The sequence below is a fragment of the Bradyrhizobium sp. Mp27 genome (assembly GCF_029953005.1).
In the GTDB taxonomy this organism is placed as follows: Bacteria; Pseudomonadota; Alphaproteobacteria; order Rhizobiales; family Xanthobacteraceae; genus Bradyrhizobium; species Bradyrhizobium barranii.
Map to the genome: position 1 here is coordinate 1 of NZ_JASAUS010000178.1, position 12,659 is coordinate 12,659.

A 12,659-nucleotide genomic window follows, 5' to 3' on the forward strand; every position below is an offset into this window, starting at 1 on the left:
TCAACGCATACAACGACAGAGCCGAGCCCTTCGTCTGGACCAAGAAAAAGGTCCGTCAACGCCGTTTCAAAGGCCGCCGTATCACTCAGCTCTGATTCCGGGTACTAGGACGGCTCCGTGTAATGGGAGCGAAGGATAGCTTCCGCGGCGTCCCGTCTGGGCAGCGGAAGGAAAAACGATAGGTCGCCGGCCGTTGCGATCTCCTGGGCTATCTTTCTCACGCAATGATAGGGACGCCGGGAGCTGAAGTCGTGAAAGCCGATGATGGCTGTCGGCTTGCAATGCAAGACGGTCTGCGCAAAGCACGCAATCCTGAAGCGGCCATCGACAAGGTAGAGATCAGCGTCTGCACTCTGCTCATACCTCCAGATGGCCGAATGGTAATCAGGCCAGCGCGACTTGGTGGCACCATCGGTTGGAAAACCCCAATCGCCGGTGGGACCGATGTCGACAAGCATCAGCTCGGGTTGGGTCTGGCATTCGGCGCATGCGCTGCCCACGCGCTTCAACCATTCCTGAGAGGAGTCAACGGACCGTATCGAACGTTTGACGTACTTCGAAGCGAGAACGGTGCTGCCACCCGTGCCGAATTCCACGTAGTCGCGGCTGTTTCTGACAAACGACAGGAACAGAGCCGTTTCTTCCTCTGACATTCTTGGCAGCATGAGCGCCTCGCGTTCAGGTGGACGCGGCAAGAGAGGCCTCACCGCCGTACGACGCGATCCTTGAAACCGAGTGACGGTTAATCATGAATTCAGTGAGACGACGCGGTTCGGCGACGACTCATTGACGCTATTGACTCAGTCCGACCCGCTTGGTCTGATATCCGCGCTCCAGGATCGCCTGCCACCACGGCTTCTGCTCGATATACCAGCGCACCGTCTTGTCGATGCCACTCTCGAAATTCTCCACCGCGCTCCAGCCGAGATCGCGTTCGAGCTTGGAGGCGTCGATGGCGTAGCGGCGGTCGTGGCCGGGGCGGTCGGTGACAAAGGAGATCAGGCGGCGGCGCGGGCCGTCCGTGCTCGGGGCGAGGTCGTCGAGCAAGTCGCAGATCGTCTCCACCACATGCAGATTGGTCCGCTCGTTCCGGCCACCGATATTATAGGTCTCGCCGACGGCTCCGTGCTCGAGCACGAGTGTGAGGGCCTTGGCGTGATCCTCGACATAGAGCCAATCGCGAACGTTTTTTCCATCGCCGTAGACGGGAAGCTGCACTCCGGCCAGACCCTTAATGATCATGTGCGGGATCAGCTTTTCCGGGAAGTGATAGGGGCCGTAATTGTTCGAGCAGTTGGTCAGGAGCGTCGGCAGCTCGTAAGTCTTATGCCAGGCGCGCACCAAGTGGTCGGATGAAGCTTTGCTTGCGGAGTAGGGTGAATTGGGCGAGTAGGGCGTGTTTTCCGTGAAGAAGCCGTCCTCGCCGAGCGAGCCGAATACTTCATCCGTGGAGATATGCTGGAAGCGGAACCGCGCCCGCTTGTCCGGACACAGCGCCCTCCAGTAGCGTAGGGCTTCCTGGAGCAGTGTGAACGTTCCTACAATATTGGTTTGGATGAATTCGCCGGGGCCGTCGATCGAGCGGTCGACGTGGCTCTCTGCGGCAAGGTTCAACACAGCGTCGGGCTGATAGCGCTCGAACAGTCGGCGTACACCGGGCGCGTCGCAGATGCATTGCTTCTCGAAGGCGTAGTTCGTTTTCGTCGCGCCGGTCAGGGGAGAAAGGACCGCGGCGTAGGTGAGCTTGTCGAGGTTGACGACGCGTGCGTGGCTATTACGCAGGAGATGTCGTACGACCGCGGAGCCGATGAACCCGGCCCCACCCGTCACGAAGATGGTGATCCCCTTCAAACGCATGATCAATCTACTCCGTCTGCCGAATCAGTCTGCTCGGTGCGCGCGTGCGACAGATTGTAGATATTCGCCGTAGCTGCTCTTGGCGGTTTTCGCAGCCACCCGCTCGAACGATTGAATCGTAATGTAGCCCTGTCGCAAAGCGATTTCTTCTGGGCAGGCGATGCGCAGGCCCTGGCGTTGCTCGAGGATCTGGACGAAATGGCTGGCTTCGACGAGCGAGGAATGCGTACCGGTGTCGAGCCAGGCAAAGCCGCGACCGAGCACGTCCACGTAGAGATCGCCCCGTTCCATATAGACCTCGTTGACGTCCGTAATCTCGATCTCGCCACGAGCCGACGGCTTGATGCATGCGGCAATGTCGAGCACGTCGTTGTCGTAGAAGTAGAGGCCGGTCACTGCGACGTTGGACTTCGGCTGTTTCGGCTTCTCCTCTATCGAAAGCGCGCGGCCGGCCTGATCGAGCTCGACCACGCCATATTGCTCGGGTGTGTTGACGACATAACCGAATATGGTAGCGCCTTTATTGCGCAGGGATGCCTTAGTTAACATTCCCGGCAGGTTGTGCCCGTAGAAAATGTTATCACCTAACACAAGGGCGACCGGATCGTCGCCGATGAAATGCCGTCCGACTTTGAACGCGTCGGCAATTCCGCGCGGCGTCGCTTGCGTCGCGTAGGAGAAACGCAAACCGATTTCGCTGCCATCGCCGAGCAGGCGCTCGAAAAGCGCCTTGTCGTGCGGCGTGGAGATGATCAAGATTTCCCTAATTCCGCCCAGCATTAGCGTGGAGAGCGGATAGTAGATCATAGGTTTATCGAAGACCGGCAGAAGTTGCTTCGAAACGACGGTCGTCACGGGATAGAGGCGAGAGCCGGTGCCGCCTGCGAGAATGATGCCTTTCATTGCTCCTCACAGTTTACTTATCACAAGCATACCATATAATGTGAAGAGTGCAAGTTAGTGCGGACGCCGAGAGAATCGGGTCGGTCGGCAAATTCAAAGTGCTGCGGAATGAATGTGATCCGGACCGAGCTCCCCGAAGTTCTCATCATCGAGCCCAAGTTCTTCGGCGACGACCGTGGCTTCTTCGTCGAGAGCTATCAATTGACTCGTTACAACACATTCGGTATCATGCGACGCTTCGTGCAGGACAACATGTCCCGTTCGCGTTACGGCGTGCTGCGGGGTCTGCATCTGCAAAATCCCATTACCCAGGGCAAACTAGCCGCCGTGCTGCGGGGCAAGGTGCTCGACGTCGCTGTCGACACCCGCGTCGGCAGCCCTAATTTCGGACGTCACGTTGCCGTCGAGTTGAGCGAGCAGAACCGGCGCCAGCTATGGGTTCCGCGCGGCTTCGCGCATGGTTTCCTGGTGCTCTCACAGGTCGCGGACTTTTTCTACAAATGCGATGATTTCTATAATCCGGAGCACGAGGTTTCGATCCGCTGGGACGACCCGGCGATCGGTATCAACTGGGGTATCGAAAAGCCGTCGCTCTCGGCCAAGGACGCGGACGCGCCGCTGCTTGCCGACATCAAAAACCTTCCATTGTATGGGCAAGTCTGATGCGGATACTGTTGACGGGAACCGGCGGGCAGGTCGGAGGTGCATTGCAATCACTCCTGGCTCGACGGGGCACAATCATCGCGCCTGACCTCAATAAGTTCGATCTGTCGAAGCCTGACAGACTCGTCAGGGCGCTCGACACGTTCCAGCCGGATCTCATCATCAACCCCGCGGCCTATACCGCCGTGGATCGCGCCGAGGACGAACGCGAGCTCGCATTCCGCATCAATGCCGGGGGACCCGAGGTGATCGCCAAATGGGCTGCAAAACGTTGCGTGCCGCTGGTGCATTTTTCCACAGACTACGTCTTCGATGGCTCTGGGAATGCGCCATGGCGCGAGGATAGCCCAACGGGGCCGTTGTCGGTCTACGGCGCGAGCAAGCTTGCCGGTGACACTGCCATTTGCGCAGCAGGCGGTCCGCATCTAATTGCACGTACCTCTTGGGTCTACGCCGCCAAGGGCGCCAACTTCCTACGCACCATCGCGCGGCTTGCGGCGGAGCGCAAAGAGCTACGCATCGTTGGTGACCAGATCGGCGCGCCGACCACTGCGAGAACGGTCGCCAACGCCATTGCGGATATCGCGCTGCCAAATCTGTCGAACCTGAATGAGCTCTTTGCGCGCAAAGGCGGCGTCGTCAATCTCGTCTGCGCCGGCGAGACAAGTTGGCATGGCTTTGCCAGCGCGATCGTCGCCGGCCTTAGGTCGCGCGGCCTAAGGCTCGAGGTGGAACGCGTCATTCCGATCGCCACGGCCGATTTCCCGACCAAGGCGATACGGCCCGGCAATTCGCGGCTCGACCTGTCGCGCCTGAAGAGACAGTTTGGAGTGACCACGCCGAATTGGCATGAGGCGTTACCGGTCGAGCTCGACGATTTCGTTGCCTTGCAAGAAAACGCAGCACGCGCCGAGCCGGCGCGCAGCTCCCGCACCGAGCCTATTCGTGATTGAACGGCGGATCAGCGAAGGGAGCGCGCAGCGGCTGAATGACGAAGAGGCGCCGCATCAGAACCCCAACGGCACGTCACGCGCCGATTCGAGATGATTGTAGCGAGGGGCGCGCGGCCCGGGCGGCCAGGCGAGGCCGCTGTAGGGAATCCCATCGCGTGAGAGCTGCGGATTGTAGGCAGGGTCCTCGTTGAGCCATTCACCCCAGCGCGCCCGAAGCAGATTAAGTTCATGCTCGAACCGGCCGCGCCGGTCGGCGCGATCATCCCGCCCGCGGCTGGCTGATTCGGCGTGAACCAACTTCGCATGCGGCGTGAAAACGATTCGCTTGCCCGCTTGGCGCAACCGCAAGCAATAGTCGACGTCATTGAAGGCGATCGCGAAGCGCGACTCGTCCATCCCGCCAACGGCAAGATAGTCTCTGCGTCTGGTGGCGAGGCAGGCCGCAGTCACGGCGCTGCATTCGTGCGCCACAAGGAGCTGATCGAGAAACCCGGGATCATCACCGAATCTATCGGTAAAAGCGTGAGTCGCCGCGAAATTCATTCCCAGGACGACACCGCCATGCTGAACGACGCCACCAGGCCAAGTCAGGAGCGCGCCGACCGCACCGACATCAGGCTCGGCAAGCCGCGTGAGCATCTCCTCGAGCCAGTCTTTGGAACTCGCCTCGATGTCGTTGTTGAGGAGACAGAGCACGTCACTGTCGAGTGTTGCTGCGGCGTGATTGTTCAGCCTCGCGAAATTGAAGGGACCTTCGACCCGCAAAGTCCGTACGCCGCGTCTCGCCAAGCCCGCAAGATAGGCGATCGTCTTGGGGTCGACACTGTCATTGTCGACAACGAGAATATCTGCGCGGCAGAACTCGACCGCCGGCGCGATGCTGTCGATACAGGTCCGCAAGAGCGGGAGACCGTCTCGGGTCGGGATGACCACTGTCACGCGCTGGTGCGGAATCGCTCGACCAATTCGAACCGCAGGAAACAGGTTAACTTGTTGCGGGGTTACATCGGCACTGACGGCACGTGCGTCGAGGTGCATTTGGCTCGCCGCGGCGAGCAGACGGCTGGCGTACGTTCGATCGAGGTTAGGAAGCGTCGCCAGAGCTCCCGGCAGATGAAGGATGTTGTCCTCACGTGGACCAGCGTGATCGAGCAAGCAGTTGAAGAGGCGGTAAAGATTGTCGGGACGGGTCTCAAGGCCGGCGAGCAGGGCGTCTCGTCGTACAGCAAACAGATGCGCACAATAGCCTTGCTCTAGCATCCTTTCGTAATCGAATGCAGGAAAGGCCAGCGGCCAGAGCCGGCCATCCTCGGCGAGAAAATCGAGGTCGCCGTACAAGGCGATCGCCTCCGGATAGGCGTCGAATGCTGCGGCAATGCGGGCCAGGGCATTCGGCTCGAGCACCACACCCGCCATCGCGATGACGACGTGATGTGAATCGGATGCGGCGCTGTCCAGAAACTCCAACAGAGCGTCGCTGTCGACGGACAGTAGCTCGCCGTCAATCACGCCTGCCGTCCAGCTTTCGTGGGTCTGAATCGAGAGCGCGGCGAGCGTCTGCTCCGCGCCGGGCGCGCCGGCGACGACGACCGCGAGCGAAAGGCCACTTGCTCGCGGCATCGGCAGCGGGAAGCGATCGCACCAATTCACGTAGTCGGAGAACGGAAGCGAGGCGGGAATCAGTTGATCATACAGCTGACCGCGCAGGCGCTCGGCACCGTAGCCGCCGAGCGCGTCGATCATTCCGGCAAGGCCGTCGGGAAAGGCGACAAAGACGGCCGTCGATGGAATTGGCTCACCGTCCTCTCTGCGCAACGAAACGCGGTGAACGCGGCCGTCGGCAAAGCGTCGCGGGGCGTGGAAATCAAAGGCGCGCGCATTCCGGTGTGCCGCAGCTTCCCCAACATGCGTCCAAGCGGTTGCATTAACCTGAGCGACGGCCTCTCCGTCGACGATTGCCTCCAGAAAGAGCGCGGAGTCGCTATCGATCCAGCCCTGGAAATGGAGGCCGCCGAGCCAGCGCAACTGGCACGTTTTGCGCAGATCGGCGCGATTTGCGCCCTCGCTCTCCAAATTGACCGATTGGCCGACAGGCGTGCCGAGATTGGCCAGGCGGGCCTCGAGCGTGCGTGCAGCGCGCAGCAGATCGGGCTCAATCGTGATCGCGAATCCGCAACTCGCCTGGTGCGCTTGTTCAGCAAGCTCGGGAACGAAGGCGTCGGCATAGGTTGTGCTGAACACCAGGCCGTCGAGCAAAATTTCTATGCTATAGCGGCGCTCCGGCTCCTGGGCGTCGTAGACGAAGCCGGACAACGTACCATCGCGCGCGAGCTCGAGCCGGCTGACGAGCTTTGGTCTGATCGTCCGTTCGGATGGCTGGCGGGACAGACGCGACATGCTCAGGACCGCGCGACCCAGTCGACCACGAGATCGGCAAGCGCTGCCGCGTTCGCAATGGCAGAAATGGCAAGGTCGCCTTTGCGAGGCTTCAGCGCGCCGCCGGACCAGTCGCGGTAGGCGACTGGCCTCGTCGCCTGTCTGGCAGTCTCGACGAGAGGATGGCCGAAGACGGGCTGCTCAAAATCGGTGAGGATCCAGCCCGGATTGTGCGGTCTCAGGACATTGCCAAGTTCGTCCGCAGTAATCGCGCCCGTGACGAAGATATTGGGCCGTGACATCAGCCGATCATCGCCGCAGGTCGCCCCGGCGATAACGATCGGTAGCGATGGTTCGCGCCCCCACAGACAATCGGCCAATGTTTTTATCATGCGCATGGATGCGAGCGTTGGCGTCGAGGGAACGATTACAAGGGATTTATCATTGGCCGAGATCGGCGGCAGTGTCAGGAAACATGTGGGCCAGTCATGCAGCACGATCTTGCGATCGGGCCACCTGCTTTGGGCATAGGCCTCTGCCATTTTGCTGGGAACGAAAAGTGGAGTTGTGCAGGAGGGCAGGGAACCAATCTCGCCAATGCTCTCTGATACCAGCCAGCGATCGATCGGAACATCGAGGCACCGGATCAGCTCGATGAGCCGCGGCGGCGGGTTTGGCTCAAGGATCTCAATACGCATCGGGGATAGCCGCCTCAGGATGTCGCCAGAGCTGGCGAGATTTGCCTCTGCGTCGAACCTCAAACGCATGGTCTGCGGCAAACCTCCGTCGGCAGCTCGGAGATGAAGCACGTTGTTGTCCCGCGAGAGCAGGACCGTGCGCTCGCCATGCAGGCGGAGATGGCGTATTCGCGCGTCCGTTACGGCAGGGCAGGTCCGCTCGCCCGCGAGAACTAGTACCGATGGCTCAGCCGGCCATGGCAGCGCACGCTCAAGCGCGGCGCGCGCCGGCCGTAACGGATCGGCGATTTCAAAGGCGCGGCATTCCTCCCGGTAGTCTGGGAATCGCTGGTCTAAAAAGCTGAGATTGCGAAGCACGAGACCTCGCTTCTCCTCTTGAAAAGATTTCGAGCCGTGATGTCCGACATAGACCGACGGCGCGCAAACATTCCGGAAGCCGTTGGTCCGCGCGCGGAGGCAGAGATCGATGTCTTCGAGATAACCGCGATCGAATTTGTCCGAGAGCTCGCCCACACTGTCGAGGCAGGCGCGTGTAATATAGAGGCAAAATCCGATGCCGCTTGCGACATCGATCGCTTTCCCTGCATTCGTTGCGCTGGCGACGTGATCGATCGCGACAATCTCGTCATAGCGCTGCATCGGATTAACGTCGTTCGGCGTTGGAAAGGAAAAGATGTCGCCGTTGTTGGAAAGTGGTGTGACGGTTCCGATGTTTGGCGCCGAATACGCCACGTCGGCCAACCGATCGACGAAGCCGGGCGGAACGAGCGTATCGGAGTTGAGCAGTACTACGTCGCCCCTCTGGATCTCCTTCAGCGCCCGATTGATCGCGCCGACAAAGCCGAGATTGACCGGGTTTACGAGGAGACGAATCTTGCGTTTCGTCGCAAGCTCGCTCAGATGGCGCTGCAGCTCCACTTCCGGGCTGGCATCGTCGATGGCGAGAACCTGAAAGGCGTCCTTACCAGTTCCTTGTGGACGCCTTGCCTTGTCGAGGCTCTCGAAGCATTCGATCGTTGCCCGCGCATCTGCATAGACGGGGACGATAACGGTCGGCAGGTCGACGTTCGGGCCTATTCCAATGGAAGGATCGCGAGCGGCTCGGAGGTTCATCGTCGAAGTGAGGTTAGGCGCCACGCGTCGAACCTGGACGACGTCTTCGCCGCATCTCAGCGTCACGATTTGAGCTGTCGTGGACGGTGGCCGCCGAACCAAGAAGGTTGTTGCCTGCACATCTGCGCTCGCCAGCGCGTGAAACGGATTGGGTTCGAGAATGCTCGTCAGCGTGCCGTCTTCGGTTGCGAGGCTCACTTCGACGAAGAGGGCGTTGGTCCAGGCGACCCAGCCCGTCACGTGATTGTCGAACACAGAGCAGGCCGCCCAATGACGGCCCCCGGCACGCCGCAGCTCCGCGATGGCAGCTCGAAGGATGGCCAGATTGCCTTCGCGGCATATTAGTTGAGCGGCTGCGCCCAGTCGCCGTTCGTCGGCGGCCCACGCCAGCATCCGGCGGTTGGCGCCGACATCATAAGGATCGATAAGACGCGCCCGCGCAAGATCGGACAGCGCAGCTTCGGTAAGTCCGAGCCTCCAAGCAGCTTCGGCGCGGAGAACGAAGCAGTGAGCTGCTGGTGGAGGCGAAACTCGAATGCGTCGATCGGCGTATTTGTGCGCCGTCGCAAACTCCTGCGTAGTCAGCGCCTCGGCTGCGAGGCGTTCGAGCGCGATATGCGCGTGAGGCCCGACAAGCAAGGAAACATCGAGATTCTTGCGATGGTGGTCTAGCCCGGCCGAACGCTCACCCACGCTACGCGGCTCCATTTCGGATTGCCTCTAGCCGATGGAGCTCTCTTGGCGCGCCCGGCTGCGGAAGACGCGGACCCGGCTGGAGCCGACCGGCTTTGGTGACGGTTTTGCGGGAACGACGATATTGTCCGGGGCTGCTAACCGGTTGATGCCGATGCGAATGCCAACCAGAGGCTCGCGGCCGGTCGGCCCCGACAGCACGACGCGTTTGCCGAGGGCGCGCAAGGTCGGCGCGTTCAAGAACGTCGCTTCCGCCACGAACTCGAATCCCCCGGCGCCACTGATTTGCAGCACGACCCCTGTAATCGGTAAGGCTCGTCCACGCGTGCCCGCATAGGTCCCGAGCAACACCATTTTGCCGCTCCCCGCCTGGCCAATGGGGAATTGGACCGCATAGCGAATATCGAGACCCGCCGGCTTCTCCTGCCATTCAAGGGCAATTCCTTCGATGCGCGATGGCGCCGTTGGACCTGCAATCCATGCGTTAGACGCGACGACGACATCGCCGCGACCTGCGACGTGTCCGAGGATCTTGATACCGTCCACTGCAACATTTGCATGCACGGCCGCGCTCTCACCTTGCGCAGCGAGCGGCGCTCGGCCGGACTGAATCGGTTCGATACGAACCATCGCCGCGCGCGATCCCCCGGGTCGCATCGGCTCAACCTGAATCTGCAACATGCCGGGTGTGTTGACCCGAACCATCAGACCCGCATTCGGCTCCCAAAGTGTCGGCTCGGTTGCGTCGGGATGCATGATGAGCGCCATGCGCTCTTCATGTCCCCGCGTCGGTACAACCGTCACGCGCGGCGGCGAAGCGAGATCGTCCGCACTCTTGTAGCTCACGAAGAAGAGTCCCCGATCTAGGCTTACGACTTTCTGCTGCTCAACATCGGCCATCATTGCCCCCAATCAGATGAACGAGATATTTTTCTTCTCGCCTTAACGATCCTGCGTGATCGCCTGGGATTCGGAGCGTCGCTGCGACGAACCGGCCTCCTTAGGAAGGGCCCCTCAAGCGAATGGCGGGGACACCAATTCGGCAACAGAGATTGGCGCAGGTACTCAGTTTCTGCGCTGAGCAGCTCCGCTATCTGACGAAGCCTGTCATTCTCGCCCCTCAATAGCGCGATAACGCCAGCGATGTCATCGGCGTCGATCAAGTGGGAACGGCGGCATTGTGACTCAGAGTTGACGTGGGATTGCTTGGTACTCATCAGAATGCTCACAGTCCAACCGCATGTAAGCAGCTTATCAAACACAACACGGGAGGGAAACAACCAAAGCTGTCATGCGTTTGTCATGTTCACCTAATCTGTGACAGCAAAATACAATTCGAGCCCTGGAGAGCCGAAGGTGATACAGCAGTTTAGGATCGGGAACTGCCGATTGCACCCATTTGCGTTGATCACGCCCAGACCTTGCCGATGAAAATTCTGTTCGTTCACAACAATTTTCCGGCTCAGTACCGCAACATAGTGGCTGCCTTAGCCAGGGAGCCTGGCTTTGAACTTGTTGCCGTCGGCGCGCCGACTTCAAGATCGCTTCCATCCGTCAAATTGATCCGATATGCACTTCCAAAAGCTGATATCTCGGGAACGCATCCGTTTGCGCGACGCTTCGATATAGAGTGTCGGCGCGCGGAGCAGGTGCTGTACAGTCTTTCGAGCTTACAGATGTCCGGGTTCTCGCCTGATCTGATCCTCGCACACCCCGGATGGGGCGAGACCCTGCCGTTGCGCTCCATCTTTCCAAAGGCACGATTGCTCGTTTATTGCGAATTCTTTTACGGGGCCGAGGGGCGGGACATCGGGTTTGACCCGGAATTTCCGGTGCCCGGACTTGATGGCCACATTGGGCTTCACGTGAAGAATGCGACGACTCTGCTCGCGCTCGAGGATTGCGAAATGGGGATCTCGCCAACGAGATGGCAGAAATCCACCTTTCCCCCACATTATCAAAGCAAGATCGACGTGATCCATGAGGGCATCGACACTTTGCGCATGCGGCCGAACCCCCACGCGCGCCTGACACTACCGAATGGCCAGTACCTTCGCCCTTCCGACGAGGTCGTGACGTTTGTCGCGCGAAATCTCGAGCCGCTGAGGGGCTACCATATCTTTATGCGGGCGCTGCCGGAGATCTTGAGATGCCGGCCGAACGCGCAAGTCATCATCATCGGCAGGAGTGGCGTGTCCTACGGTCTGCCGCCACCGACGGGTACGACCTGGAAGTCAACCTTCCTTGCTGAGGTGCGTGATCGCCTCGACTTATCCCGTGTACATTTCCTGGGCGGCGTGGCGTATGAAACCTTCATTGCAGCCCTTCAGGTATCATCCGCACACGTCTATTTTACCTACCCTTTCGTACTGTCCTGGTCGATGTTGGAAGCGATGAGTGCGGGATGCCTAGTGATCGGTTCTGACACGGCGCCGGTGCGCGAGATCATCCGCTCCGGCGACAACGGTTTGCTTGTCCCATTTTTCGCGGTGGACGAACTTGCTGAACGGATTATTGAAGCGCTGGCGCAGCCAACAAGGTTCTCCGAGCTGCGCGCGGCCGCCCGCCACCACGTGATTGATCATTATGATGCGGAGCAGGTCTGCGTGCCGCGGATGCGTCTTCTTCTGAATCAAAGACTGGGTGCGCCTCCTCCGGGCGGCACTTGCGTCTACGCACCGGCCGGTTGCAATGACGCATAAAGCCGCCGAATGAGCCGCACTTCTGACCAGACCTGCATGTGTGGATGGCTGCCGCGGTGCAAGGGTTTTGTTTGAGCAATGCGCGAAAAGTTGGCGGCTTGCATGTGTCCGGCCTACGTAAGAGGCGGCACGTTTGGCCGCCGGCCCAGATGAGGTCCGCGGATCGGATCCATAACAAACTGACGCGCTTAGGGCGCCTACAGGTCTACTGGGTGTCCCAATCTCGTCTATCACTGTCGCGTCATCTTCCCATTCAGCGCCGATGCACCACGACCGCCAGGACCCGGCTGGTCCGGCCGGCCGATACTTATGCCGTGCGGTAGGTCTCTCTCGCGTCATCACTGCCCAGATGACCCTCGCCATTTTGTTGGCCAGGGCGACTGCAGCGAGTTTGATCGGCTTGCGAGCGATAATGCGCCCCAGCCAACTTTGAGCGAAGTTCTGCTTACCCCGCGACCAGAGTGTCGTGGACATAGCGCCAATGACGAGGAGCCGGCGGATAGTGCGATCGCCCATTTTCGTGATGCTGCCCAGCCGCTCTTTGCCACCACTCGAGTTCTGACGTGGCACAAGTTCACGAGCCTCGCAGGCTGGAACAAACGGGATCAGCTAAAGGCCGGATCCCGCCGTTCGTAGCTTGCGCCGGGCTTAGTCATCACTACCCATGCGATCCGCGCAATCTTTGCCGCCAAGGCGACGGT

9 protein-coding genes and 1 pseudogene are annotated in these 12,659 nt (G+C 60.2%); 3 read left to right on the forward strand and 7 right to left on the reverse strand.

The genetic code is table 11. The features are described 5' to 3' along the window. Nucleotides 1–104: 104 nt before the first annotated feature. The 3 genes from QJT78_RS43460 to rfbA form a co-directional block, all read right to left on the reverse strand. Nucleotides 105–665 carry a hypothetical protein gene (locus QJT78_RS43460; RefSeq protein ID WP_225006010.1) on the reverse strand — a complete coding sequence of 187 codons (561 nt, stop codon included), beginning with the start codon at nt 663–665 and terminating at the stop codon, nt 105–107. 127 nt (nt 666–792) lie between these two features. Next, complete coding sequence (gene rfbB / locus QJT78_RS43465; protein ID WP_028153761.1) at nt 793–1,857, reverse strand: dTDP-glucose 4,6-dehydratase; 1,065 nt, start codon at nt 1,855–1,857, stop codon at nt 793–795. A 24-nt stretch (nt 1,858–1,881) separates the two neighbouring features. After that, on the reverse strand, nt 1,882–2,760 hold the full coding sequence (gene rfbA / locus QJT78_RS43470) for a glucose-1-phosphate thymidylyltransferase RfbA (RefSeq protein ID WP_028153760.1): 879 nt from the start codon (nt 2,758–2,760) through the stop codon (nt 1,882–1,884). Between the two features lie 108 nt (nt 2,761–2,868). Here rfbA and rfbC point away from each other — a divergent pair, with 108 nt between their 5' ends. Both rfbC and rfbD read left to right on the forward strand, forming a co-directional pair. After that, nucleotides 2,869–3,423, forward strand: a complete 555-nt coding sequence (gene rfbC, locus QJT78_RS43475) for a dTDP-4-dehydrorhamnose 3,5-epimerase (RefSeq protein WP_038945155.1) — start codon at nt 2,869–2,871, stop codon at nt 3,421–3,423. Next, a complete protein-coding gene (gene rfbD / locus QJT78_RS43480) occupies nt 3,423–4,376 on the forward strand; it encodes a dTDP-4-dehydrorhamnose reductase (protein ID WP_028153757.1) in 954 nt (317 codons plus the stop codon). The genes rfbC and rfbD overlap by 1 nt, the downstream gene beginning before the upstream one ends. A 54-nt stretch (nt 4,377–4,430) precedes the next feature. Here rfbD and QJT78_RS43485 read toward each other — a convergent pair whose 3' ends face one another. From QJT78_RS43485 to QJT78_RS43495, 3 genes are read right to left on the reverse strand one after another with little or no spacing between them, the layout of a single operon-like run. After that, nucleotides 4,431–6,773, reverse strand: coding sequence for a glycosyltransferase family 2 protein (locus QJT78_RS43485; protein ID WP_038945154.1), 2,343 nt, complete (start codon nt 6,771–6,773; stop codon nt 4,431–4,433). A gap of 2 nt (nt 6,774–6,775) precedes the next feature. Next, nucleotides 6,776–9,256 carry a glycosyltransferase family 2 protein gene (locus QJT78_RS43490; RefSeq protein ID WP_240537790.1) on the reverse strand — a complete coding sequence of 827 codons (2,481 nt, stop codon included), beginning with the start codon at nt 9,254–9,256 and terminating at the stop codon, nt 6,776–6,778. A 27-nt stretch (nt 9,257–9,283) separates the two neighbouring features. Next, on the reverse strand, nt 9,284–10,159 hold the full coding sequence (locus QJT78_RS43495) for a hypothetical protein (protein WP_028153754.1): 876 nt from the start codon (nt 10,157–10,159) through the stop codon (nt 9,284–9,286). A gap of 524 nt (nt 10,160–10,683) precedes the next feature. Between QJT78_RS43495 and QJT78_RS43500 the strand changes: the two genes are divergently transcribed. After that, a complete protein-coding gene (locus QJT78_RS43500) occupies nt 10,684–11,958 on the forward strand; it encodes a glycosyltransferase family 4 protein (RefSeq protein WP_049807991.1) in 1,275 nt (424 codons plus the stop codon). 468 nt (nt 11,959–12,426) lie between these two features. On the opposite strand, the pseudogene QJT78_RS43505 reads toward QJT78_RS43500, so the two are convergent. Beyond that, a pseudogene (locus tag QJT78_RS43505) lies at nt 12,427–12,528 on the reverse strand (transposase); the annotation flags it as partial. Nucleotides 12,529–12,659 lie beyond the last annotated feature (131 nt).